This is a genomic window from Salmonella sp. NW645, assembly GCF_051703725.1.
In the GTDB taxonomy this organism is placed as follows: Bacteria; Pseudomonadota; Gammaproteobacteria; order Enterobacterales; family Enterobacteriaceae; genus Salmonella; species Salmonella enterica.
Window position 1 is genome coordinate 233,702 of record NZ_JAMMKR010000006.1, and the last position, 24,230, is coordinate 257,931.

At 53.4% G+C, this 24,230-nt stretch carries 21 protein-coding genes; 15 read left to right on the forward strand and 6 right to left on the reverse strand.

Translation table 11 applies throughout. From position 1 onward, the window contains the following. The first annotated feature begins 11 nt into the window (after positions 1-11). The 8 genes from NA389_RS14815 to araD all read left to right on the forward strand — a co-directional run bounded on the left by NA389_RS14815 (position 12) and on the right by araD (position 7,535). Positions 12-944, forward strand: coding sequence for a DUF4862 family protein (locus NA389_RS14815; RefSeq protein WP_000794995.1), 933 nt, complete (start codon positions 12-14; stop codon positions 942-944). A gap of 138 nt (positions 945-1,082) precedes the next feature. Then, positions 1,083-1,556 carry a 2,3-diketo-L-gulonate TRAP transporter small permease YiaM gene (yiaM, locus tag NA389_RS14820; RefSeq protein ID WP_000832313.1) on the forward strand — a complete coding sequence of 158 codons (474 nt, stop codon included), beginning with the start codon at positions 1,083-1,085 and terminating at the stop codon, positions 1,554-1,556. 2 nt (positions 1,557-1,558) lie between these two features. Next, a complete protein-coding gene (gene yiaN / locus NA389_RS14825; RefSeq protein WP_000301822.1) occupies positions 1,559-2,836 on the forward strand; it encodes a 2,3-diketo-L-gulonate TRAP transporter large permease YiaN in 1,278 nt (425 codons plus the stop codon). An 11-nt stretch (positions 2,837-2,847) separates the two neighbouring features. Beyond that, on the forward strand, positions 2,848-3,834 hold the full coding sequence (gene yiaO / locus NA389_RS14830; RefSeq protein ID WP_000766337.1) for a 2,3-diketo-L-gulonate TRAP transporter substrate-binding protein YiaO: 987 nt from the start codon (positions 2,848-2,850) through the stop codon (positions 3,832-3,834). Positions 3,835-3,837: 3 nt separating this feature from the next. After that, positions 3,838-5,334 (forward strand): FGGY-family carbohydrate kinase, encoded by a 1,497-nt coding sequence (locus NA389_RS14835; RefSeq protein ID WP_000074083.1) that lies wholly within the window; start codon positions 3,838-3,840, stop codon positions 5,332-5,334. Then, positions 5,331-5,981: a 3-keto-L-gulonate-6-phosphate decarboxylase UlaD gene (gene ulaD / locus NA389_RS14840; RefSeq protein ID WP_000089519.1), complete on the forward strand. Its 651-nt coding sequence runs from the start codon at positions 5,331-5,333 to the stop codon at positions 5,979-5,981. The genes NA389_RS14835 and ulaD overlap by 4 nt, the downstream gene beginning before the upstream one ends. A gap of 4 nt (positions 5,982-5,985) precedes the next feature. Continuing rightward, positions 5,986-6,846 (forward strand): L-ribulose-5-phosphate 3-epimerase, encoded by an 861-nt coding sequence (locus tag NA389_RS14845; protein ID WP_001244032.1) that lies wholly within the window; start codon positions 5,986-5,988, stop codon positions 6,844-6,846. Next, entirely contained in the window at positions 6,840-7,535 is a 696-nt protein-coding gene (gene araD, locus NA389_RS14850) for an L-ribulose-5-phosphate 4-epimerase (protein WP_000893170.1), read from the forward strand. The genes NA389_RS14845 and araD overlap by 7 nt, the downstream gene beginning before the upstream one ends. 160 nt (positions 7,536-7,695) lie before the next feature. Here araD and NA389_RS14855 read toward each other — a convergent pair whose 3' ends face one another. Further along, positions 7,696-8,511 carry an AraC family transcriptional regulator gene (locus NA389_RS14855; protein ID WP_000891806.1) on the reverse strand — a complete coding sequence of 272 codons (816 nt, stop codon included), beginning with the start codon at positions 8,509-8,511 and terminating at the stop codon, positions 7,696-7,698. 263 nt (positions 8,512-8,774) lie between these two features. Between NA389_RS14855 and NA389_RS14860 the strand changes: the two genes are divergently transcribed. Continuing rightward, on the forward strand, positions 8,775-10,730 hold the full coding sequence (locus NA389_RS14860; RefSeq protein ID WP_001101508.1) for a glycoside hydrolase family 127 protein: 1,956 nt from the start codon (positions 8,775-8,777) through the stop codon (positions 10,728-10,730). A 285-nt stretch (positions 10,731-11,015) separates the two neighbouring features. On the opposite strand, the gene aldB is transcribed toward NA389_RS14860, so the two are convergent. Then, positions 11,016-12,554, reverse strand: coding sequence for an aldehyde dehydrogenase AldB (gene aldB, locus NA389_RS14865; RefSeq protein ID WP_000183988.1), 1,539 nt, complete (start codon positions 12,552-12,554; stop codon positions 11,016-11,018). 168 nt (positions 12,555-12,722) lie between these two features. Here aldB and NA389_RS14870 point away from each other — a divergent pair, with 168 nt between their 5' ends. Beyond that, complete coding sequence (locus NA389_RS14870) at positions 12,723-13,604, forward strand: ROK family protein (RefSeq protein ID WP_001188271.1); 882 nt, start codon at positions 12,723-12,725, stop codon at positions 13,602-13,604. Between the two features lie 283 nt (positions 13,605-13,887). On the opposite strand, the gene selB is transcribed toward NA389_RS14870, so the two are convergent. From selB to NA389_RS14885, 3 genes are all read right to left on the reverse strand, one after another. Next, complete coding sequence (gene selB, locus NA389_RS14875) at positions 13,888-15,738, reverse strand: selenocysteine-specific translation elongation factor (protein ID WP_000582396.1); 1,851 nt, start codon at positions 15,736-15,738, stop codon at positions 13,888-13,890. Beyond that, positions 15,735-17,126: an L-seryl-tRNA(Sec) selenium transferase gene (gene selA / locus NA389_RS14880; RefSeq protein ID WP_000200192.1), complete on the reverse strand. Its 1,392-nt coding sequence runs from the start codon at positions 17,124-17,126 to the stop codon at positions 15,735-15,737. Before selA ends, selB begins: the two co-directional genes overlap by 4 nt. A gap of 98 nt (positions 17,127-17,224) precedes the next feature. Beyond that, positions 17,225-17,833 (reverse strand): glutathione S-transferase, encoded by a 609-nt coding sequence (locus NA389_RS14885; RefSeq protein WP_000766681.1) that lies wholly within the window; start codon positions 17,831-17,833, stop codon positions 17,225-17,227. A gap of 475 nt (positions 17,834-18,308) precedes the next feature. Between NA389_RS14885 and mtlA the strand changes: the two genes are divergently transcribed. From mtlA to mtlR, 3 genes are all read left to right on the forward strand, one after another. Further along, complete coding sequence (mtlA, locus tag NA389_RS14890; protein ID WP_000093290.1) at positions 18,309-20,225, forward strand: PTS mannitol transporter subunit IICBA; 1,917 nt, start codon at positions 18,309-18,311, stop codon at positions 20,223-20,225. Positions 20,226-20,445: 220 nt separating this feature from the next. After that, positions 20,446-21,594: a mannitol-1-phosphate 5-dehydrogenase gene (gene mtlD / locus NA389_RS14895; protein WP_000645385.1), complete on the forward strand. Its 1,149-nt coding sequence runs from the start codon at positions 20,446-20,448 to the stop codon at positions 21,592-21,594. Continuing rightward, complete coding sequence (gene mtlR, locus NA389_RS14900) at positions 21,591-22,181, forward strand: mannitol operon repressor MtlR (RefSeq protein WP_000193201.1); 591 nt, start codon at positions 21,591-21,593, stop codon at positions 22,179-22,181. Before mtlD ends, mtlR begins: the two co-directional genes overlap by 4 nt. A gap of 9 nt (positions 22,182-22,190) precedes the next feature. On the opposite strand, the gene NA389_RS14905 is transcribed toward mtlR, so the two are convergent. Next, positions 22,191-22,400 carry a hypothetical protein gene (locus NA389_RS14905; RefSeq protein ID WP_001062558.1) on the reverse strand — a complete coding sequence of 70 codons (210 nt, stop codon included), beginning with the start codon at positions 22,398-22,400 and terminating at the stop codon, positions 22,191-22,193. A gap of 289 nt (positions 22,401-22,689) precedes the next feature. Between NA389_RS14905 and NA389_RS14910 the strand changes: the two genes are divergently transcribed. Further along, positions 22,690-23,052, forward strand: coding sequence for a YibL family ribosome-associated protein (locus tag NA389_RS14910; protein WP_000665687.1), 363 nt, complete (start codon positions 22,690-22,692; stop codon positions 23,050-23,052). A gap of 487 nt (positions 23,053-23,539) precedes the next feature. After that, positions 23,540-24,223: a DUF3251 domain-containing protein gene (locus NA389_RS14915; protein WP_000549447.1), complete on the forward strand. Its 684-nt coding sequence runs from the start codon at positions 23,540-23,542 to the stop codon at positions 24,221-24,223. Positions 24,224-24,230 lie beyond the last annotated feature (7 nt).

The window sequence follows — 24,230 nt, forward strand, 5'->3', positions numbered from 1 at the left end:
TGGAGCACAAAATGAAAAATAATACCGGTTATATTATCGGTGCGTACCCTTGTGCACCCTCATTTCACCAGAAGAGTGAAGAGGAAGAGACGGAATTCTGGCGGCAACTCTCTGGTACTCCGGATATCCGGGGGCTGGAGCAGCCTTGTCTTGAACATCTTCACCCGCTCGGCGACGAGTGGTTATTGCGCCATACACCGGGAAACTGGCAAATCGTGGTCACCGCGATAATGGAAACCATGCGCCGCCGTAGCGAAAACGGTGGTTTTGGATTAGCGTCCAGTGACGAGGAGCAGCGTAAAGCCTGCGTGGAATACTACCGTCATCTTTATCAGAAGATAAATAAACTCAATGCGAAAACCCCCGGCAAAGTCATAGCCCTTGAGCTTCATGCCGCCCCACTGGCGGGCAATCCGAACGTGGCGCAGGCAACCGACGCCTTTGCGCGCTCATTAAAAGAGATTGCCAACTGGGACTGGTCCTGCGACCTGGTGCTTGAACACTGCGACGCGATGACCGGCCCCGCACCGCGCAAAGGATTCTTACCGTTAGTAAACGTACTGGAAACTATTGCCGACTATGACATAAGCGTCTGCATTAACTGGGCGCGCTCGGCTATTGAAGGGCGGGATACCTCTCTACCGCTGATCCACACGCAGCAGGCCAAACAGGCTGGAAAACTCGGGGCGCTGATGTTCTCCGGTACAACGCTGGATGGAGAATACGGCGAATGGCAGGACCTCCATGCTCCGTTTGTACCTTTCTGTCCACAAAGCCTGATGACGGAGAAACATGTTAAAGAACTCATTACCGCCGCCGCTCCCGAACGGTTGCAGTTTACCGGCATTAAATTGTTGGAAATCAATGCCAGCGCCGATATTAATCACCGCATAAATATATTACGCGATGGTATTAATATGATGAAAAAGGCCACACGCAGCTAACCTGAATTAAACATAATCACCTTAATTCTCGGCCTGCAACTCAACGTTGCGCCGACCTAATATAAACCAAACATAAGAAATTAAGTTCCACTATTCAGCATCGAAAGAAATAAGTTTCTATAACCTGATGGAGTCGTTATGAAGCGGGTACTTGAGGGCATACTTGCGGTATTAATTGCCGTACTTTCCTGCATTGTATTTATTAACGTTATTTTACGTTACGGTTTTGAGAGCAGTATTTTGTCGGTAGATGAACTATCACGTTATCTATTTGTATGGCTGACGTTTATTGGCGCCATCGTTGCATTTATGGATAACGCTCACGTTCAGGTCACTTTTGTGGTGGAAAAACTTTCGCCAGCGAATCAGCGTCGTCTCTCGCTGCTGACGCATTCACTGATTTTATTGTTATGCATCGCATTAGGCTGGGGCAGCCTACAAAAAGCACTGCAGGACTGGAGCGATCACTCGCCAATCCTCGGTTTACCGATCGGCCTGATGTATATCGCCTGTCTGCCCACAAGCGTTGCCATCGCGTTAATCGAGCTGCGTCGGCTTTATCACTTAATAACGCGTAACGATTCCTTTCAACAACCACAGCAAGGAGCCTAATCATGGCCGTGGTGATATTTCTCTGCTGCCTGCTCGGCGGGATCGCGATAGGTTTACCCATCGCCTGGTCGCTGCTGCTTTGCGGCGCTGCTCTGATGGCATACCTGGATATGTTTGACGTGCAGATTATGGCGCAAACTTTGGTTAACGGCGCGGACAGCTTCTCCCTGCTGGCCATTCCCTTTTTTGTTTTGGCCGGTGAAATCATGAACGCGGGCGGCCTGTCAAAGCGAATCGTCGACCTGCCGATGAAGCTGGTCGGCCATAAGCCCGGCGGCCTGGGCTACGTGGGCGTTATTGCGGCAATGATTATGGCCAGCCTTTCCGGCTCTGCGGTAGCAGATACCGCTGCGGTCGCCGCGCTGCTGGTGCCGATGATGCGCTCCGCAAACTATCCGATCAACCGCTCCGTTGGGTTAATCGCTTCCGGCGGGATCATTGCGCCAATTATTCCGCCCTCGATTCCTTTTATTATCTTCGGCGTTTCCAGCGGCTTGTCGATCAGCAAGCTGTTTATGGCCGGGATCGCACCGGGCATCATGATGGGCGCGGCGCTTATGCTCACCTGGTGGTGGCAGGCCGGGCGATTAAATCTCCCTTCTCAGCCTAAAGCAACACCGCGTGAAATCTGGCAATCATTGGTTTCAGGTATCTGGGCGCTGTTTTTACCGGTGATTATTATCGGCGGCTTCCGTTCCGGACTTTTCACGCCAACGGAAGCAGGAGCGGTTGCCGCGTTTTACGCCCTCTTTGTCGCCGTGGTTATCTATCGGGAATTAACGTTTTCCAGTCTCTACCACGTGCTGGTCAATGCCGCCAAAACGACGTCAGTCGTCATGTTTCTGGTGGCCGCAGCTCAGGTATCCGCCTGGCTGATTACGATCGCGGAATTACCCATGATGGTGTCAGATTTGCTGCAGCCGCTGGTCGACTCTCCGCGACTCTTATTTATCGTCATTATGATCTCAATTATGGTCGTCGGTATGGTGATGGACTTAACGCCAACGGTGTTAATTCTTACCCCTGTATTATTGCCATTAGTTAAAGAAGCCAATATTGATCCGATTTATTTCGGCGTCATGTTCATTATTAACTGCTCTATTGGATTAATCACACCGCCCGTTGGCAACGTCCTCAACGTTATTTCCGGGGTAGCAAAATTGAAATTTGATGACGCGGTAAGAGGCGTATTCCCTTACGTTGTCGTACTGATGTCGTTGCTGGTTTTATTTATTTTTATTCCCGAGCTAATTATCACACCGCTTAAATGGATTAATTAAAGGATAATATTATGAAATTACACGTTATTGCTCGTTCATTATTGATAGCTGGTCTGACGGTTTTCAGCGTGTCGTCTCTGGCGGCGCAATCTTTACGTTTTGGTTATGAAACACCGCAAACTGACTCCCAACATATTGCCGCGAAAAAATTTAACGAATTATTAAAAGAAAAAACCAACGGCGAATTAACGCTAAAACTCTTTCCTGACAGCACATTAGGTAACGCCCAGGCAATGATCAGCGGGGTGCGCGGCGGAACCATTGATATGGAAATGTCCGGTTCGAACAATTTCACCGGCCTGGCCCCTGTATTCAACTTACTTGATGTCCCCTTCCTGTTTCGCGATACCGCGCATGCGCATAAAACGCTCGACGGTAAAGTCGGCGATGAACTGAAAAAATCACTCGATTCAAAAGGGTTAAAAGTCCTCGCCTACTGGGAAAACGGCTGGCGCGACGTCACCAACTCCCGCGCGCCGGTAAAAACGCCGGGCGATTTGAAAGGCTTAAAAATCCGCACTAACAACAGCCCAATGAATATCGCGGCCTTTAAAATCTTCGGTGCCAACCCTATTCCGATGCCGTTCTCCGAAGTCTATACCGGCCTCGAAACCCGTACGATTGATGCCCAGGAACACCCTATCAACGTCGTGTGGTCAGCGAAATTCTATGAGGTACAGAAATACCTCTCCCTCACTCATCACGCCTATTCGCCTCTGCTGCTGGTGATCAATAAAGCCAAATTCGACGCTTTAAGCCCGCAGTTCCAGGAGGCACTGCTGAGTTCCGCCAAAGAAGCGGGTGACTATCAGCGCAAACTGGTCGCCGAAGATCAGCAAAAAATTATCGATGGCATGAAAGAAGCCGGAGTTGAAGTCCTGACCGACATCGACCGTAAAGCCTTCAGCGATGCGCTGGGCAGCCAGGTACGCGATATGTTCCTGAAAGACAACCCACAGGGCGCCGACCTCCTGAAAGCCGTGGATGAGGTGCAATAAGCCATGAGCAATTACTGGCTGGGGTTAGATTGTGGTGGGAGTTGGCTAAAAGCCGGATTGTACGATGGCGCAGGCCGGGAAGTAGCGGTGCAACGCCTGCCGCTGCACGCTTTAAGCCCGCAGCCAGGCTGGGTTGAACGCGATATGACCGAACTGTGGCAACAGTGCGGCTCGGTCATCAGCAAACTGCTGGCGCACACCGGGGTGAGCGGCTCACAAATCCGCGGTCTGGGTATTTCCGCTCAGGGTAAGGGCCTGTTCCTGTTAGATAAAAGCGATCGGCCATTAGGTAAAGCGATACTCTCTTCCGACCGTCGTGCCATGGAAATTGTCCAGCGCTGGCAAAAAGAAGCGGTTCCGCAAAAACTCTACCCGCTGACCCGACAAACTCTATGGACCGGGCATCCGGTCTCCCTTTTACGCTGGGTAAAAGAGAATGAGCCGCAGCGTTACGCGCAGATAGGCTGCGTCATGATGACGCATGACTATCTGCGCTGGTGCTTAACCGGCGTGAAGGGCTGCGAAGAGAGCAACATCTCCGAGTCCAACCTCTACAACATGGCGACGGGCCAGTACGACCCGCGTCTGACCGAGTGGCTGGGCATCAGTGAAATCGACAGCGCGCTGCCCCCCGTGGTGGGTTCAGCCGAAATATGCGGGGAAATCACCGCTCAGGCGGCCGCCATCACCGGTCTGGCAGTGGGCACCCCCGTCGTCGGCGGCCTGTTTGACGTGGTTTCCACCGCCCTTTGCGCCGGTATTGAGGATGAATCAACGCTCAATGCGGTGATGGGTACCTGGGCCGTCACCAGCGGCATCGCTCACGGTCTGCGCGACCATGAGGCCCATCCTTACGTCTATGGCCGCTACGTCAATGACGGGCAGTATATCGTTCACGAAGCCAGCCCGACCTCTTCCGGCAACCTTGAATGGTTCACCGCCCAGTGGGGCGACCTCTCTTTTGATGAGATCAACCAAGCGGTTGCCAGCCTGCCGAAAGCCGGTAGCGACCTTTTTTTTCTGCCGTTTCTCTACGGCAGCAATGCCGGACTGGAGATGACCTGCGGTTTTTACGGGATGCAGGCGCTGCACACCCGCGCGCACCTGCTGCAGGCGATTTATGAAGGCGTGGTCTTCAGCCATATGACCCACCTCAACCGCATGCGTGAACGTTTTACCGACGTTTGCGCCCTGCGCGTTACCGGCGGACCGGCCCACTCCGACGTCTGGATGCAGATGCTGGCGGACGTCAGCGGCCTGCGCATTGAGCTGCCGCAGGTGGAGGAGACCGGCTGCTTCGGCGCGGCGCTGGCTGCCCGCGTCGGAACAGGCGTATATCGCAATTTCCGCGAGGCCCAACGCGACCTCCGGCACCCGGTGCGCACGCTGCTGCCGGACATGGCCGCGCACGCCCTCTATCAGCGTAAATACCGCCAATACCAGCATTTGATTGAAGCACTACAGGGCTATCACGCCCGTATTAAGGAGCACGCATTATGAGCCGACCACTACTGCAACTAGCGCTCGACCACACCAATCTGGAAGCAGCCCAGCGCGATGTCGCCCTGCTACAGGATCATGTCGATATCGTTGAGGCTGGCACCATCCTCTGTTTAACCGAAGGCCTTAGCGCGGTGAAAGCCCTGCGAGCGCAGTGCCCGGAAAAAATCATCGTCGCCGACTGGAAAGTGGCCGATGCCGGTGAAACCCTGGCGCAGCAGGCTTTTAGCGCTGGCGCCAACTGGATGACTATCATCTGCGCTGCGCCGCTCGCAACCGTCGAGAAAGGCCATGCCGTTGCCCAGTCCTGCGGCGGTGAAATTCAAATGGAACTGTTCGGCAACTGGACGCTGGACGACGCCCGAGACTGGTATCGCGTCGGGGTTCGCCAGGCGATTTACCACCGCGGACGCGATGCGCAGGCCAGCGGGCAGCAGTGGGGAGAAGCGGATCTGGCGCGCATGAAGGCGCTGTCCGACATTGGCCTTGAACTGTCAATTACCGGTGGCATTACCCCGGCCGATCTGCCGCTGTTCCGCGACATTAACGTTAAGGCATTTATCGCCGGACGTGCGCTGGCAGGTGCCGCCCATCCGGCGCAGGTCGCCGCCGAATTCCACGCCCAAATTGACGCCATCTGGGGATAACAACATGCGTAATCATCCATTAGGTATTTACGAGAAAGCACTGGCGAAAGATCTCAGTTGGCCGGAGCGGCTGGTGCTGGCAAAAAGCTGCGGTTTTGATTTTGTCGAGATGTCGGTGGACGAAACGGATGAACGCCTTTCTCGCCTGGAGTGGACGCCAGCCCAACGCGCATCGCTGGTGAACGCGATGCTGGAAAGCGGCGTCGCTATCCCGTCAATGTGTCTCTCCGCCCATCGCCGTTTCCCTTTTGGCAGCCGCGACGAAGCGGTACGCCAGCGGGCGCGTGAAATCATGACCAAAGCCATTCGCCTGGCGCGCGATCTGGGGATCCGCACCATCCAGTTAGCGGGTTACGACGTCTATTACGAAGAGCACGACGAAGGCACCCGGCAACGTTTCGCCGAAGGGCTGGCGTGGGCGGTAGAACAGGCTGCGGCTGCGCAGGTGATGCTGGCGGTGGAGATCATGGATACCGCGTTTATGAACTCCATCAGCAAGTGGAAAAAGTGGGACGAGATGCTTTCGTCACCGTGGTTCACCGTTTATCCAGACGTCGGCAACCTCAGCGCCTGGGGGAACGACGTGACCGCCGAACTGAAGCTGGGGATTGACCGTATCGCCGCTATCCACCTGAAAGACACGCTGCCGGTGACCGGTGACAGCCCCGGCCAGTTCCGCGACGTGCCGTTTGGCGAAGGATGCGTTGATTTTGTTGGCATCTTCAAAACGCTGCATGAGCTGAACTATCGCGGTTCATTTCTGATTGAGATGTGGACAGAGAAAGCCAGCGAGCCGGTGCTGGAAATTATCCAGGCCCGACGCTGGATTGAATCACGGATGCAGGAAGGAGGTTTCACATGTTAGAGCAACTGAAAGCCGAGGTGCTGGCGGCAAACCTGGCCCTCCCGGCGCACGGGCTGGTCACCTTTACCTGGGGCAACGTCAGCGCGGTCGATGAGACGCGCAAACTGATGGTCATCAAGCCTTCCGGCGTTGAATATGAGGTGATGACCGCCGACGATATGGTGGTGGTAGAGATCGCCAGCGGTAAGGTCGTTGAAGGCCATAAAAAACCGTCGTCCGATACCGCGACCCATCTGGCGCTCTATCGCCGCTATCCGCAGATCGGCGGGATCGTGCATACCCATTCCCGCCATGCGACGATCTGGTCGCAGGCCGGGCTCGATCTGCCCGCCTGGGGCACCACCCACGCCGACTATTTCTATGGCGCGATCCCCTGTACCCGACTGATGACCGTTGAGGAAATTAACGGCGAGTACGAGTATCAGACCGGCGAGGTGATTATTAAAACCTTTGAAGAGCGCGGTCTGGATCCGGCGCAAATCCCGGCGGTATTGGTTCATTCACACGGCCCGTTTGCCTGGGGTAAAAACGCCGCCGATGCCGTCCACAACGCCGTGGTGCTTGAGGAGTGTGCCTATATGGGGCTGTTCTCGCGCCAGCTGGCCCCGCAGCTACCGGATATGCAGCCTGAACTGCTCAATAAACACTATCTGCGTAAACACGGCGCGAATGCCTATTACGGGCAGTAATGCCGGCAGCCACAGCCTGTGTCAGATGGCGACTGCGCCTTATCCGACCTACAAGATTTGCAATATCAATACGTTGTGATGAACTCTTGTAGGCCCGATAAGCAAAGCGCCATCGGGCATTCAGTTTGCAACCGTTTTGTCAGAGGGCCAAAGATTATACTCAAGAATTAACGTGTTCCTTACTGTAGCGCCGCTTCCAGGCGGTAGGCGTCAGGCCGCTGTGCTTGCGGAAGATCTGGCGAAAGTAACCAACATCATTAAAACCGCACCGCTCCGCCACCTCTTTTAACGAACGCGCGTCGCTAATCAGCAACTTTTCCGCCTCGCGCACCCGCTGGCGGTGGATGGCTTCCGTTAGCGTAAGGTGAAATACCCGCCGATAAACGCGTCCCAGATAATCCACATTGCAATGCAGTTCTTTCGCCAGAACTGAGCTGGAAAGCGGCAGGTGATAGTGCGTTCGAATCAGCTGCTGTACTTTCCAGGCCAGCGACACGCCAGCGGCCTCGGCGTTTTCATTCTGCCGGGCGTCAACGGTGAGCTGCTGCAAAATCAGCAGCACGATGAACTCCAGCGCCGGGCTGCGCTGGTGCTTTTCCTGCTCGTTCATAAACTGGCGAAAAAGCGCAATCAGCGCCTGCGGATCGGCAACCTGGGTATGCTGCGGCACGGAAAGATGCGTCAGCCAGCGCGGATCGCTGTCCGGCGCTTTGACCTCAAAATGGAGCCAGTAAAATTTAAGATCGGCGGGAAACTCCTCAACGCCAATATGGCGGCGATGCGGCCAAAGCAACAGGCTTTCCCCGGCTTCGACACAGAAAACACATTCTTCTTCCTGAATTTTCAGGCAGCCTTTTTCCACAAATATAATTTCCCACGATTGCAGACGCCTGGCAGGATGACGCCCAATGCCGCGAGAAATAAATAATCCGCCGTTTTGGACTTTAATCGGTAATGTTATGGATAATTCGAGCATTAATATGTCATTTCCCGCTCATTCAGCACCGTATTTCATATTAGCCTTTGATTATTAACTAAAAATAGTCATTTCACTCGATCCATCTCACATTTTTAAATACGGGTCGGAATCGTCATCTTTTTTTACTCTTTTATCGCCTTGTCGCTCACCGCTATCTGGGCAAAATGAATCAGGTCATAACGCGAAAATAAAAATTACTGCCATAAAATACCCCGTCAGCGAGGAATATCTATGACCTCTACAGCCTTAAGGAGCACGAAATGAACGTACTGGAAGTCGATCTGCATAAACTGACGGTCAGCGATCCGTTCCTCGGACAGTATCAACAACTGGTTCGCGATGTGGTTATTCCTTACCAGTGGGATGCGTTAAACGATCGTATTCCAGAGGCTGAACCCAGCCATGCCATTGAAAATTTCCGCATTGCCGCAGGACAGCAGACGGGCGACTTTTACGGCATGGTCTTTCAGGACAGCGACGTGGCGAAATGGCTGGAAGCGGTTGCCTGGTCACTGTGCCAGAAGCCCGATCCCGCGCTTGAGAAAACCGCCGATGAGGTGATTGAACTGGTGGCCGCCGCACAGTGTGACGATGGCTATCTCAATACGTACTTTACGGCAAAAGCCCCGCAAGAACGCTGGAGCAACCTGGCGGAGTGCCACGAGCTTTATTGCGCCGGGCACCTGATTGAAGCGGGCGTCGCCTTCTTTCAGGCCACCGGCAAGCGTCGGCTGCTAGACGTCGTTTGTCGACTGGCCGATCATATCGACAGCACTTTCGGCCCTGGCGAAAATCAGCTGCACGGCTATCCGGGCCACCCGGAAATTGAGCTGGCGCTGATGCGTCTGTATGAGGTAACAGAGCAGCCGCGCTATATGACGCTGGCAAGCTACTTTATCGGGCAGCGCGGTGCCCAACCGCACTTCTACGACGAAGAGTACGAAAAACGCGGCCAAACCTCTTACTGGCATACCTACGGCCCGGCGTGGATGGTCAAAGACAAAGCCTACAGCCAGGCGCATCTGCCAATTTCGCAGCAGCAGACGGCCATTGGCCACGCGGTACGTTTTGTCTATCTGATGACTGGCGTGGCGCATCTCGCTCGCCTGAGCAACGATGAAGGCAAACGCCAGGACTGCCTGCGCCTGTGGAAAAATATGGCGCAACGTCAGCTGTATATCACCGGAGGCATCGGTTCACAGAGCAGTGGCGAAGCCTTTAGCTGCGATTACGATTTACCGAATGATTCGGTCTATGCGGAAAGCTGCGCTTCAATCGGCCTGATGATGTTCGCCCGCCGGATGCTGGAAATGGAAGCCGATAGCCAGTACGCCGACGTGATGGAGCGCGCGCTGTACAACACCGTCCTCGGTGGTATGGCGCTGGATGGCAAGCATTTCTTCTACGTCAACCCGCTGGAAGTGCATCCAAAATCGTTAAAATTCAACCATATTTACGATCACGTTAAGCCCATCCGCCAGCGCTGGTTTGGCTGCGCCTGCTGCCCGCCGAACATCGCCCGCGTGCTCACCTCCCTTGGTCACTACATCTACACGCCGCGTGCGGATGCGCTGTACATCAATATGTACGTGGGTAACAGCATGGAAATACCGGTTGAAAATGGCGCGCTCAAACTGCGAATCAGCGGGAACTACCCGTGGCATGAGCAGGTGAAGATTGCCATCGACTCTGTGCAGCCGGTACGTCACACGCTGGCGCTACGTCTGCCGGACTGGTGCCCTGAGGCAAAAGTGACGCTCAACGGGCTGGAAGTGGAGCAGGATATTCGCAAAGGTTATCTGCATATCCGTCGAACCTGGCAGGAGGGCGATACGATAACCCTGACGCTGCCGATGCCGGTTCGCCGCGTGTATGGCAATCCGCTGGCGCGTCACGTCGCCGGTAAGGTCGCCATTCAGCGCGGGCCGCTGGTCTATTGCCTTGAGCAGGCCGATAACGGCGAAGAACTGCATAATCTGTGGCTACCGAAAGAGAGTGAATTCCGGGTCTTTGAGGGCAAAGGGCTTTTTGCGCATAAGATGCTGATTCAGGCTGAAGGCGAGAAGCAAAGCGCCGCGGATGCGCAGCATCAGGCGTTGTGGCACTACGATAACGCGCCGTCATCGCGCCAGCCGCAGACGCTAACGTTCATTCCGTGGTTTAGCTGGGCCAACCGCGGCGAGGGCGAAATGCGGATTTGGGTTAACGAGCGGTAATACTGTGCCGGATGGCGGCTGCGCCTTATCCGGCCTACAAGATTTGCAATATCAGTACATTGCGATGAATTTTTGTAGGCCTGATAAGCGAAGCGCCATCAGACATTACCACCAGGCTGATATCAATGCGGTAGGCCCGATAAGCGAAGTGCCATCGGGCATTACCACCAAGCTAATATCAACGCGGTAGGCCCGATAAGCGAAGCGCCATCAGACATTACCACCAGGCTGATATCAATGCGGTAGGCCCGATAAGCGCAGCGCCATCGGGCATTACCTCTTGCGTCAGAACAGCCCCAGAGGCTTATCGGAATAGCTCACCAGCAGGCACTTGGTTTGCTGGTAGTGTTCCAGCATCATCTTATGCGTTTCGCGCCCGATGCCAGACTGCTTATAGCCGCCAAACGCCGCGTGTGCCGGATAGGCGTGATAGCAGTTGGTCCATACGCGCCCGGCCTGAATGCCGCGACCCATCTTATAAGCCAGATTGCCGTTGCGGCTCCAGACGCCTGCGCCGAGGCCATACTGCGTATCGTTAGCGATTTCCAGCGCCTCCTCCATGGTTTTAAAGGTGGTTACCGCCAGCACCGGGCCAAAGATCTCCTCCTGAAAGACGCGCATATTATTCTTACCAAACAGGATAGTGGGCTCAAGGTAATAGCCCTCTTTAAGTTCGCCATCCAGCTCCTTGCGTCGCCCACCGGTCAGAATATCGGCCCCCTCTTTTTTACCGATATCGATATAATTGAGGATAGTCTCAAGCTGGCCGTGGGAGACCTGCGCCCCCATTTGCGTACCGCTATCTAGCGGGTTCCCGCTGCGAATGCTCTCTACCCGGCGAATAGCGCGCTCCATAAAGCGCTCATAGATGGACTCCTGGACCAGCGCACGGCTTGGACAGGTACACACCTCGCCCTGGTTAAAGGCAAACAGGGCAAAACCCTCCAGCGCTTTATCAAAGAACGCATCTTCTTCATCCATCACGTCAGCAAAGAAGATATTTGGCGATTTACCGCCTAACTCCAGCGTCACCGGAATAATATTCTGCGTGGCGTACTGCATGATCTGTTGACCCACTTCCGTCGAACCGGTAAACGCCACCTTCGCGATACGTTTCGAGGTCGCCAGATATTCACCGATCTCGCCGCCCGCGCCGTTCACGACGTTGACGACGCCCGGTGGTAACAGATCGCCAATGACTTCCATCAACAGCAGAACGGAAAGCGGCGTCAGGCGTGCCGGTTTAAGCACTACGCAGTTACCCGCCGCCAGCGCTGGCGCCATTTTCCAGCTTGCCATCAACAACGGAAAGTTCCACGGGATTATCTGCCCCACGACACCAAGCGGTTCGTGAAAATGGTAGGCCACGGTTTCGCTATCAACTTCGCTGATCCCGCCCTCCTGCGCACGTATACAGGAGGCGAAATAGCGGAAATGATCAATCGCCAGCGGTACGTCGGCGGCGCTGGTTTCACGAATCGGTTTACCGTTATCCCAGGTTTCCGCTGTCGCCAACAGTTCGAGGTTTTGTTCCATCCGATCGGCGATCTTAAACAAGATAGCGGCACGGTCTTGTACTGACGTATGCGCCCACTTATCTTTCGCCTTATGCGCGGCGTCGAGCGCTAAATCGATATCTTTTTTACCGGAGGAAGCGACTTCACATAGCGGCTGGCCGGTCACTGGCGTCAGGTTTTGATAATATTCGCCGTCGGCGGGCGCAACCCAGTCACCGCCAATAAAATTGTCATAGCGGGCTTTTAATTTCAGTGGGTACCCGTATTCACCTGGCTGAATACGTGTTGAAGGGGGATTGTTCGTCATGACCAACTCCTTATTGTAAAGGTACTCCACAAGGGTAGACGGTACTGGTGAATTTTTCGCCAATGGTTTCCCGCTTTACGACAGCAATCACGAATTACTTTCCTTTACGTTTCTCCGTCTGGTTTTAGCCATACTAAACAGGTGCCTGTTTAACGTACGGAGAACACTATGCAGCAATATATCGGCATTGATGTGGGAGGAACTCACGTCAAATATGGCGTGATTAACAGTGACGGCGAAGAATTAACCCATCATCAATTCGATACGCCAGAGGACGCCTCCACGTTTACCCGCAAATGGCAGGATGTGGTGGCGCGTTGCCAACAGGACTATGACATTGCGGCAATCGGGGTCAGTTTCCCCGGCCATATTAATCCCCATAACGGTCATGCGGCAAAAGCGGGCGCGCTGGCTTACCTGGATGACGTCAACCTGATGGAGTTGTTCAGCGGGCTGACCGATCTGCCGCTGGTCGTGGAGAACGACGCGAACTGCGCGGCGCTGGGCGAAATGTGGCGAGGCGCCGGGCAGCATTATGACAATCTGGTCTGTATCACCATTGGAACCGGCATTGGCGGCGGTATTATCGTCGGACGAGAGCTGTATCGCGGCGCACATTTCCATGCCGGTGAATTCGGCGTCATGCCGGTCGGGAACAATGGCGAAAGTATGCATAAAATCGCGTCAACCAGCGGATTAATGGCGTCGTGCCGCCAGGCGCTGGCGCTGCCTGCCGAAGAGATGCCGCCTGCGGATGTGATCTTCGAACGAATGGCGACCGATGTTCATCTGCGTGAGGCGGTCAATGACTGGGCGCGTTATCTGTCACGCGGCGTTTACAGCGTGATCTCTATGTTTGATCCGGGCGTGGTGCTGATCGGCGGAGGAATAAGCGAACAGGAAAAACTCTACCCGCTCCTGACGCGGCATCTTGAAACGTTTGAAATGTGGGAGGCGCTCCAGGTGCCGATTCAGCCCTGCCAACTGGGAAATCAGGCGGGCAGGCTGGGCGCCGTCTGGCTGGCGCAGCAAAAGCTCGACCGAAGCTAACGTATTACGCCTTATCCGGCCTGCATCGTCTACGCAGGCCCGGTAAGCGTCCGCGCCACCGGGCAAAGGCGTTACATCGCCGCGCGATAAATTTCCACAATCTCATCGTGAGTCGCCTGACTAAGGCGCAAAAAATATGGGCAAAACTATTCTGATAACAGGCTCACGATGGCTATTTTAAGAAGTCAGAAAAATAAAAAGCACATCAGGTTCGTTTGCTGATGTGCTTTTATAAATCAACTCAATAATTGTATTGATTCATTTCTGATTTAATTTAACCATTTCATTCTTTTTGCGGAAATAATAACGCATCACGTAATAAATGATCATTCCCACGACGCCGTGTAAATCCAATCCGGTCAAAATATTCAAGGATCTGAATAGCCAGTTTCCGCCCTACATTCAGCCTGTCGCGAAAATCCGCCGCACACGTTGATCCTCTCTCTTGATCCAGCTCGCGGATCATATTGGCGAAAGCGACAATCCGATCGTTACGATAGTACCGATCTTTTACGATCGCGGTAATGATGCCTTGCTGTGCCGCCTGCCGCAGCACCAGCCGCATCAATTGTTCTTCCGTTCCGGTCTCTTTCGCCAGATCGCGTACCCACCAGGGCTCATCGCCAAATAGCGGTTCGACTTTTTGCCAGACGGCCTGCTGCTCATCGCTAAATCCTGCTTTATGATCCGGCAGATGCAACCAACCGTGATGGCTATGAATCAGGCCGTCGTCGCGCATCCGCTCGATCAGCATCAGGACCAGCGCTTCATCTTCCATTGGCAGGGCCATGCGGCGTAAACGCTCGCGTCCCGGCCCCGGTTCATCGCGGTGCTGTTCGTGGTAGGTCGCCAGCGTATCGAGAATCTTACGCTGCCAGCGGGCGGCGACGGGCGCGCTTAGCAGATTGTCTCCGGCCTGGATAAAACCATGTTGCTCAATAAGCTGACGCATACCGAGAGGATTAAGCTGACGCGCCCAACCGAAATCCGGCAGGTTGACGGCGCCGCGTTCCAGATGAATGGCCAACGCCGCGCTATCGTCCTGCGCGGCGGCAAGCGTTGAAAGCCAGTGCAAATAATCTGGCTTACGTTTACCGCGACGCGGCGCCTTAAGCGTCACCACGCGTGCGCCGGCAAGGGTGGCGCGTGCGGAAATATCACGCAGCACCAGTCTGTCATTATCGGCCAGCCACAACGGCGTATCGAAGATCAGCTCGGCCAGCCCGCCTTCCAGCAAAGAGACGCGACCGGTCACATGGCTGGCGGCATGGTGAATATGTAGCGGCTGCCATTGGGAAAGCGGCGCATGAAGTGCCAGAGAAACGATCACCCGGGAAAAAGCTTCCCCCACCGGCGCATCGGAAAGCAGCCAGTCGCCGCGGTTAAGCTGTTCCTTCTCCGCATCGCCCGCAATATTGAGCGCAATACGTTGCCCGGCGTGCGCATGGTCGGTAGGCTGATTTTGTGCGTGCAGGCTACGCACCCGCATCGGTTTATTTACTCCGGTTAACCACAGCGTATCACCTACCTTCACCTCTCCGCTCAACGCCGTTCCGGTCACCACCAGTCCCGCCCCTTTCACCGTAAACGCACGGTCGATAGCCAGACGGAAACGATGCTGCGCGGCGTGCAAACGTGCAGGAAGCTGCTGTAAATGAGCGCGAAGTTCTGTAATACCGCGTCCTTCATTGGCGGCGGTGACAAATAAAACGGTATCGGCGAAGCCATAGTTGTCGAGCGCCGCCAGTACCTCTTCACGTACTTCACCGATACGCGCCTCGTCCACGCGATCGGCTTTGGTCAGCGCGACGGTGAGCTGGAGATTGCCCGTCAGTTGCAGGATCTGTAAATGCTCGCGCGTTTGCGCCATGACGCCGTCATCACAGGCGACCACCAGCAAAGCGTGATCGATACCGCCTACGCCCGCCAGCATGTTAGAGAGGAATTTTTCATGCCCAGGCACATCGATAAAGCCCAGCACACGGCCATCCGGCTGCGGCCAATAGGCGTAACCCAGATCGATAGTCATCCCGCGTTTTTTCTCTTCCGGCAGACGGTCGGCATTGACCCCGGTAATCGCCTGGAGCAACGTTGTTTTACCGTGGTCTACGTGTCCGGCAGTTGCAATAATCATTTCAGCATCATCTCCATAAACCGGCTTTCGTCTTCAAGACAGCGCATATCCAGCCATAAACGGCCATCATAAATTCGGCCAATGACCGGTACAGGCAGCGTGCGCCAGCGAGCCGCCAGCGCCTCCAGCCGACTACCGCGCCCGTCGTGCGGGGTAAAGGTCATGGCGGCGCTGGGAAGGCGGTCTACCGGTAATGAACCGCTGCCGATTTGCGACAGGCAGGGTTTAACCTCCAGCGCAAATTCATCGCCGTAACGTGCCGCCAGCCGCGCCTGTAACCGCTGCGCTTGTTCGCGAATCGACGCTTCACTGCGGGTTAACAGACGCAGGGTGGGTAATTTCTCCGCCAACGCTTCCGGGTGCAGATACAGACGTAACGTGGCCTCCAGCGCCGCCAGCGTCATTTTATCCGCGCGCAGAGCGCGTTTCAGCGGATGGCTTTGCAGTTGGGCAATCATCGCTTTTTTGCCGACGATGATCCCGGCCTGCGGCCCGCCCAGCAACTTATCGCCGGAGAAGCTTACCAGGCTGACGCCTGCGGCAATGAGCTGCTGCGGCATCGGCTCTTTGGGTAAGCCATATTGACTTAAATCCACCAGCGAACCGCTGCCCAGATCCGCCACCACCGGAATATCCAGCTCTCGCCCGATTTCCGCCAGTTCCGCTTCCTCTACCGTTTTGGTAAAGCCCTCAATGCTGTAATTACTGGTATGCACCTTCATCAACAACCCGGTATTTTCATTTACCGCCTGACGGTAATCTTTCACGTGCGTCCGGTTGGTGGTGCCCACTTCATGCAGCGTACAGCCCGCCTGGCGCATAACATCCGGAATACGAAACGCGCCGCCGATTTCGACCAGCTCGCCACGCGAAACCACTACCTCTTTGCCGCTGGCGGTCGCCGCCAGCATCAGCAATACCGCCGCCGCATTGTTATTGACGATACAGGCGTCCTCCGCCCCGGTGATACGGCATAATAGCGTCGCCAGCGCCCGGTCGCGATGCCCCCGCCCGGCGCCATCCAAATCGTATTCCAGCGTCACCGGCGCGCGCATCGCCTGCGTTACTGCCTCAATCGCTTCTTGCGCCTGCAATGCGCGGCCAAGATTGGTGTGCAGCACCGTCCCCGTCAGGTTAATCACCGGGCGCAGCGCGCTTTGCGCCGCATTTTCCAGCCGGAGTTTCGCCTCTTGCGCCCAGTCTGCGTACCAGTCGGGAAGCGTTTGCGTATTCCGTATGACGTCGCGCGCGTCGTCAAGCATCCGCCTAAGCAGATCAACCACCTGGGTATGGCCATACCGATCGCGCAGAGAAAGAAAAGCGCTATCGTGCAATAAGCGATCGATAGCAGGAAGCTGGCTGTAGAGTGTACGCGTTTCGCTTGTCATGAAAATGCCTGGCTGTTGGTGGCCCTCTCCTGGCGGGAGAGGGATATCGACATAAGGGGGATTGTAACGTGAGTTTGCTCAGGCGGACATAATGCGCGTCAAGCCTTTGGCGCTTCGGTGCGGGCAAAGCTTTCGCGTTGAAAAAGCGTTTCGACCAGTTTAACCAGGTGGGGGCGGCTAACGCACCAGCCAGGCGCGACCCGGCGGAAGTTGAGATAGCCTACCGCACAGGCAATCGCGATAGTCGCCAGATTGACCGTATCCGTTTTTAGTGTCCCGTCGCTCAGATAACTTTCGAGCATATCCAGGCTGCGGTTGATTTTTTCCCGCTGGCGCAACAGTTCCGTTTCCGATTGTTGCGCCGCCGGGCGCGCCTGTTCGCGTACAGAAACCAACGCTGCATCCATAATGCCGTCAGCCAACGCTTCAAGCTGGCGAACTTTAAGCGCTGCCATTGGGTCACGCGGGAGCATCGCTGGCGCGATATCCAGCAGTTCAATATATTCCGCGATGATCGGCGAATCGAACCAGTACTCCCCTTTCTCCGTCACCAGCGCTGGCACCTTACCCAGAGGGTTGTATTGCGCCACGCCGTTATCCGCCTCGTAGGGTAGTTCATTAATAAATTCGAAGGTGATGCCTTTTTCGAGCAGCAGAACAGAGATTTTGCGCACAAAAGGGCTGGTGTAGCTACCGATGAGTTTCATGCCGTGTCCTTTTTGCCAACCAGTAAAAATCATAGTATGGCTCAAATAAGACGAAAAGAGACACAAAAGGAGGTTGCTGAATGACATAACGTGAGAGGGCTCGCGACAAAATGTTTGCCGGATCGTATTGACGTTACCCGGGCTTAAAATTTCTTGTGAAGAAGATCACAAAAATTCAACAAAGCACCAAAATAAAAATGTGAAATATCTCACATAAAATTGCCTTTTAAGAGCTAAAAATTAGATTCGTTGTTTTTTTACACAGCCACTTTGTGATCAATATCACATCAATTACCTCTCTACCCCCTATATTTATGTGACACAAATCACATAAATTGTCCCTGTCTGGACAGTTGAACGATTCAGTGCCAGATTGCGCAGTATCTACACTACAGGGTCCGGCTACCTCTGCCGCTACATTAACAAACCTCGGGCTTTCAGCCTGCGCGACAGCAACATAAGAAGGGGTGTTTTTATGTCATCCGATATTAAGATCAAAGTGCAAAGCTTTGGTCGATTCCTCAGCAATATGGTGATGCCTAATATCGGCGCGTTTATCGCGTGGGGTATTATCACCGCATTATTTATTCCAACAGGGTGGTTGCCTAACGAAACGCTGGCGAAACTGGTTGGTCCGATGATCACCTACCTGCTGCCGCTGCTCATCGGTTATACCGGCGGTCGTCTGGTTGGCGGCGAACGCGGCGGCGTAGTGGGCGCTATCACTACCATGGGCGTTATTGTCGGCGCGGATATGCCGATGTTCCTCGGCTCGATGATCGCCGGTCCATTAGGCGGCTACTGCATTAAGAAATTCGACAGTTGGGTAGACGGTAAGATCAAATCCGGTTTTGAGATGTTGGTGAACAACTTCTCCGCTGGCATCATCGGTATGATCCTCGCCATCCTGGCGTTCCTCGGTATTGGTCCGGCGGTTGAAGTCCTGTCCAAAATTCTGGCGGCGGGCGTTAACTTCATGGTGGCGCACGATATGCTGCCGCTGGCGTCCATTTTTGTTGAACCGGCGAAAATCCTGTTCCTCAATAACGCGATTAACCACGGCATCTTCTCACCGCTGGGTATCCAGCAGTCCCATGAGATGGGTAAATCCATCTTCTTCCTGATTGAAGCTAACCCGGGTCCGGGGATGGGCGTCCTGCTGGCGTACATGTTCTTCGGTCGTGGCAGCGCTAAACAGTCTGCGGGCGGCGCGGCAATTATCCACTTCCTGGGCGGTATCCATGAGATCTACTTCCCGTACGTGCTGATGAACCCACGCCTGATTCTGGCGGTGATTCTCGGCGGTATGACCGGCGTATTCACCCTGACCATCCTGAACGGCGGTCTGGTCTCTCCGGCATCTCCGGGTTCCATTCTGGCGGTACTGGCGATGACGCCAAAAGGCGCTTACTTCGCTAACATCGCTGCCATCGTGGCGGCAATGGCGGTGTCCTTCGTGGTGTCTGCAATTCTGCTGAAAACCAGCAAAGTGAAAGAAGAAGATGACATTGAAGCGGCCACCCGTCGTATGCAGGACATGAAAGCGGAATCTAAAGGCGCCTCTCCGCTGGCGGCTGGCGACGTGACCAACGACCTGAGCCATGTGCGTAAAATCATCGTGGCTTGCGATGCCGGTATGGGTTCCAGCGCGATGGGCGCAGGGGTACTGCGTAAGAAAGTACAGGATGCGGGCCTGAGCCAGATCTCCGTCACCAACAGCGCCATTAACAATCTGCCGCCGGATGTGGATCTGGTCATTACTCACCGTGACCTTACCGAGCGCGCGATGCGTCAGGTACCGCAGGCGCAGCATATTTCGCTGACCAACTTCCTGGATAGCGGCCTGTACACCAGCCTGACCGAACGTCTGGTTGCCGCACAGCGCCACAATACTAATGAAGAGAAAGTACGCGACCATCTGAAAGACAGCTTTGAGGAGGGTGATAACAACCTGTTCAAGCTGGGCGCGGAGAATATCTTCCTGGGCCGTAAAGCCGCTAACAAAGAAGAGGCGATTCGCTTTGCCGGTGAACAACTGGTGAAAGGCGGCTATGTTGAGCCGGAATACGTCGAGGCGATGCTGGACCGCGAAAAGCTGACGCCGACTTACCTCGGTGAATCCATCGCAGTACCGCACGGCACGGTAGAAGCGAAAGACCGCGTGCTGAAAACCGGCGTGGTGTTCTGCCAGTATCCGGAAGGCGTACGCTTCGGTGAAGAAGAAGACGATATTGCCCGTCTGGTCATTGGTATCGCCGCACGTAACAATGAGCACATCCAGGTCATCACTAGTCTGACCAACGCGCTGGATGATGAATCCGTGATCGAACGTCTGGCGCACACCACCAGCGTGGATGAAGTGCTGGAACTGCTGGCAGGTAAAAAAGCTTAACAGTTAAGTATCCCCAAAATAGTTCGAGCTGCAGGAAGGCGGCAACGCAGTGAATCCCCAGGAGCGTACATAAGTACGTGACTGGGGTGAGCGAGGAGAGCCAACGCATCTGCAGTTCGAAATATGAAGGCGATATCCTCTCCCTTGTGGAGAGGGTTAGGTTGAGGGAAAAGCCTCACCCCAGCCCTCTCGGGTAAAAACATTAATGAAGGTTAATACTATGAAAGCATTACATTTTGGCGCAGGTAATATCGGTCGTGGCTTTATCGGCAAATTGCTGGCTGACGCGGGGATACAACTGACGTTTGCGGATGTAAACCAGGTCGTACTCGATGCCCTGAATGCCCGTCATAGCTATCAGGTTCATGTTGTGGGTGAAAATGAGCAGGTGGATACCGTTTCCGGCGTCAACGCTGTCAGCAGCATCGGCGATGATGTTGTCGACCTGATTGCCCACGTTGATTTAATCACTACTGCCGTGGGTCCGGTTGTGCTTGAGCGTATCGCTCCGGCCATCGCTAAAGGGCTGGTAAAACGTAAGGCGCAGGGCGTGGATGCCCCGCTGAATATCATCGCCTGTGAAAATATGGTGCGCGGCACCACACAGCTGAAAGGCCATGTAATGAACGCGCTGGCGGATGGCGATAAAGCCTGGGTTGAACAGCACGTCGGTTTTGTCGATTCCGCCGTTGACCGTATTGTGCCGCCATCTGCTTCCGCCACCCATGACCCGCTGGAAGTGACGGTAGAAACCTTCAGCGAGTGGATCGTCGATAAAACCCAGTTTAAAGGCGCGTTGCCGACCATTCCGGGGATGGAGTTAACGGATAACCTGATGGCATTTGTCGAACGTAAACTCTTCACGCTGAACACAGGTCATGCTATAACCGCGTACCTCGGCAAATTAGCCGGTCATCAAACCATTCGCGACGCCATTCTCGATGAGAGTATTCGCGCGGTGGTTAAAGGCGCGATGGAAGAAAGCGGCGCGGTGCTGATCAAACGCTACGGTTTTGACGCCGACAAACATGCGGCATACATTCAGAAAATCCTCGGTCGTTTTGAAAACCCGTATCTGAAAGATGATGTTGAGCGCGTTGGACGTCAGCCGCTACGCAAACTCAGCGCGGGCGACCGTCTGATCAAACCGCTGCTTGGCACCCTGGAATATGGTCTGCCGCATGTGAATCTGGTCAAAGGGATCGCGGCGGCGATGCATTTCCGTAGTGAAGAAGATCCGCAGGCACAGGAACTGGCCGCGCTGATTGACGAAAAAGGTCCACAGGCCGCTCTGGCGCAAATTTCCGGGCTGGATGCCAATAGCGATGTGGTGGCGGAGGCGGTTAACGCTTATAACGCGACCAAATGACGCAGAACCCGGCGCAGGTTAGCCTGCGCCCAAATAACAGATTGTCAGATATGCAGGCAATAATGGAACAAACCCAGGCCTTTGAAAATCGTGTGCTTGAGCGTCTGAATGCTGGCAAAACCGTACGGAGCTTCCTGATTACTGCCGTCGAGTTATTGACCGAGGCGGTGAATATTCTGGTGCTCCAGGTGTTTCGCAAAGACGACTATGCGGTGAAATACGCTGTGGAACCGTTGCTGGACGGCGACGGACCGCTGGGCGATCTTTCGGTACGTCTGAAACTTATCTATGGCCTGGGCGTACTCAGCCGCACCGAATATGAAGATGCGGAGCTGTTAATGGCGCTGCGCGAAGAGCTGAATCACGACGGCAATGAGTACGCCTTTACCGACGATGAAATCCTCGGGCCGTTTGGCGAACTGCACTGCGTCATGGCGCTGCCGCCGCCGCCGCATTTTGATACGTCCGACGCGGCGCTCTACGCCATGCAAATTCAGCGCTACCAGCAGGCGGTGCGTTCGACGATGGTTCTCTCCCTGACCGAGCTGATTTCTAAAATCAGCTTAAAAAAGGCCTTTCAAAAGTAAATCCCGCCGTTAACCTCTTTCTTCTTCTTTTGGTCGGTACAGCCGCCGGTAATATTCCAGACGCTGCAAATAAATGGGCGCGCTCTCCGACGGCACCTCGGAAGGAACATAATCACGCGGCGGTGTTTTATTCAGGTATTCACGGAACGCCTGGCTGGACGCCATAAAATCGACGGCTTTATCAATAAGAAGTGGTACGTTCTCACCTATTTTTGCCATGATAGATCCTCCATGTGTGACCCGCGTCTGACTCCCGCGGTCGCTTATTTGAGTTTAGGATCAATTTAGCGTTGTCATTGAGGAAAATGTGCTTAATCGCTTTTCTTGCCGGCAAAAAAGCGCTTCATCTTTTCTTTCGAAAAAAAGATTTTATTCTCAAAGAGATAACTAAATAATTAGCGGTGTAATACTTGCCATAGTTGATTATCTTTACGTCATGAGTTGTGAAGAATCACTCACTGCGCGCATACTATAGGGTATCTATCCCATTTCTATCAGAAGCTATCCCATGAAAGAAGTTGAAAAAAACGAAATTAAACGCCTGAGCGATCGTCTTGACGCTATTCGCCACCAGCAGGCAGGTCTCTCTCTGGTTGAATCCGCCGATAAATACGCGGAGCTGGAAAAAGAAAAAGAGACGCTGGAAGCAGAAATTATCCGTCTGCGCGAAGTACACAGCCAGAAACTGAGTAAAGAAGCGCAGAAGCTGATGAACCTGCCGTTTCGCCGCGCGATCACTAAAAAAGAGCAGGCCGATATGGGCAAACTCAAAAAAAGCGTACGCGGCCTGATCGTGGTGCACCCGATGACGGCGCTGGGCCGGGAAATGGGGCTCAAAGAGATGACAGGGTTCGCGAAGAGCGAGTTCTAAACCTTCCGCATCCCAGGCTCTCAGGACACCCGTGTACGGAGGATGTCTTGAGAGCATCGGGCTATATTCCGAATTTTTATCCAGACGTATTTACACCGCTTATATACAAGTTCATTTTTAACGGTAATCCCCGCTTTTTCGGGATGAAAAATTCCACTATCATGCCTATTTGTATTTATGCAATGAATTTTTTCATCCCCTTTTCTCATATCCCGCAGAATATGATTGACCCGCAAAATTAAATAACATTATCATCCATGAAAAAAAATGCTCATACATAAACATTATAATTATATTTTTATAAAGTATTGCTATGAGTAATTGATAAACAACGTCGGGTATTTGCACATTCCTATAGAAACAATGAATGTTTTAATTATAACCATATATTAATGGCTATTGGCAATGCTCGCAAAATGATGAGTTAGCTGTATAAATAACAGGTTAACTATTTATATTATATAAATTATTAACAAGGATATTTTATATGCACAAAAATGGAAAATTTATCCCCCTGCTTGCGTTGGGATTCACATTCTTTTTATCTGGTTGTGATTACTTTGCAGATAAACACCTTGTTGAAGAACTGAAAAAACAACAAAAAGAACAAGAAACAAAGATAAATCTGTTAGAAAAACAACAAAAAGAACAAGAAGCAAAGATAAATCTGTTAGAAAAACAACAAACTACGATTATCAACACGACCCAAAAGGTCGCCGAAGTCGTTGGCCGCGTTGAACGCAAACAACGGCTATTCGACTACACAGAACTGGATCCATCACAAACGCGCTATTTTATTATTAACAACGGCAATATCGGATTAGCCGGGCGTATTCTATCTATTGAGCCAATAGATGATGGAAGTGTTATTCATCTTGATTTAGTTAACTTACTCAGCATTCCCGTATCAAACCTTGCGTTTAATATGACATGGGGTACGAAAAAACCTTCCGAGGCAAAAGATCTGCCTCGCTGGAAACAACTCCTGCTTAACACGAAAATGGATTCGACAATCGAACTTTTACCGGGAACATGGACAAACGTCACGCTAACATTAAAAGGCGTATCGCCCAATAATCTTAAGTATCTAAAAATAGGTATTAACATGGAGAATGTCATATTCGACAGCATACAACCTATTAATGATACGAAAAAGAAGCCAAAAAAATAATAGCCAT

Excerpts from the sequence above, each read along its gene's own strand:
- NA389_RS14815 (WP_000794995.1), top strand. The coding sequence starts at position 12 with ATGAAAAATAATACCGGTTATATTATCGGTGCGTACCCTTGTGCACCC.
- yiaM (WP_000832313.1), top strand. The coding sequence starts at position 1,083 with ATGAAGCGGGTACTTGAGGGCATACTTGCGGTATTAATTGCCGTACTT.
- yiaN (WP_000301822.1), top strand. The coding sequence starts at position 1,559 with ATGGCCGTGGTGATATTTCTCTGCTGCCTGCTCGGCGGGATCGCGATA.
- yiaO (WP_000766337.1), top strand. The coding sequence starts at position 2,848 with ATGAAATTACACGTTATTGCTCGTTCATTATTGATAGCTGGTCTGACG.
- NA389_RS14835 (WP_000074083.1), top strand. The coding sequence starts at position 3,838 with ATGAGCAATTACTGGCTGGGGTTAGATTGTGGTGGGAGTTGGCTAAAA.
- ulaD (WP_000089519.1), top strand. The coding sequence starts at position 5,331 with ATGAGCCGACCACTACTGCAACTAGCGCTCGACCACACCAATCTGGAA.
- NA389_RS14845 (WP_001244032.1), top strand. The coding sequence starts at position 5,986 with ATGCGTAATCATCCATTAGGTATTTACGAGAAAGCACTGGCGAAAGAT.
- araD (WP_000893170.1), top strand. The coding sequence starts at position 6,840 with ATGTTAGAGCAACTGAAAGCCGAGGTGCTGGCGGCAAACCTGGCCCTC.
- NA389_RS14855 (WP_000891806.1), bottom strand. The coding sequence starts at position 8,511 with ATGCTCGAATTATCCATAACATTACCGATTAAAGTCCAAAACGGCGGA.
- NA389_RS14860 (WP_001101508.1), top strand. The coding sequence starts at position 8,775 with ATGAACGTACTGGAAGTCGATCTGCATAAACTGACGGTCAGCGATCCG.
- aldB (WP_000183988.1), bottom strand. The coding sequence starts at position 12,554 with ATGACGAACAATCCCCCTTCAACACGTATTCAGCCAGGTGAATACGGG.
- NA389_RS14870 (WP_001188271.1), top strand. The coding sequence starts at position 12,723 with ATGCAGCAATATATCGGCATTGATGTGGGAGGAACTCACGTCAAATAT.
- selB (WP_000582396.1), bottom strand. The coding sequence starts at position 15,738 with ATGATTATTGCAACTGCCGGACACGTAGACCACGGTAAAACAACGTTG.
- selA (WP_000200192.1), bottom strand. The coding sequence starts at position 17,126 with ATGACAAGCGAAACGCGTACACTCTACAGCCAGCTTCCTGCTATCGAT.
- NA389_RS14885 (WP_000766681.1), bottom strand. The coding sequence starts at position 17,833 with ATGAAACTCATCGGTAGCTACACCAGCCCTTTTGTGCGCAAAATCTCT.
- mtlA (WP_000093290.1), top strand. The coding sequence starts at position 18,309 with ATGTCATCCGATATTAAGATCAAAGTGCAAAGCTTTGGTCGATTCCTC.
- mtlD (WP_000645385.1), top strand. The coding sequence starts at position 20,446 with ATGAAAGCATTACATTTTGGCGCAGGTAATATCGGTCGTGGCTTTATC.
- mtlR (WP_000193201.1), top strand. The coding sequence starts at position 21,591 with ATGACGCAGAACCCGGCGCAGGTTAGCCTGCGCCCAAATAACAGATTG.
- NA389_RS14905 (WP_001062558.1), bottom strand. The coding sequence starts at position 22,400 with ATGGCAAAAATAGGTGAGAACGTACCACTTCTTATTGATAAAGCCGTC.
- NA389_RS14910 (WP_000665687.1), top strand. The coding sequence starts at position 22,690 with ATGAAAGAAGTTGAAAAAAACGAAATTAAACGCCTGAGCGATCGTCTT.
- NA389_RS14915 (WP_000549447.1), top strand. The coding sequence starts at position 23,540 with ATGCACAAAAATGGAAAATTTATCCCCCTGCTTGCGTTGGGATTCACA.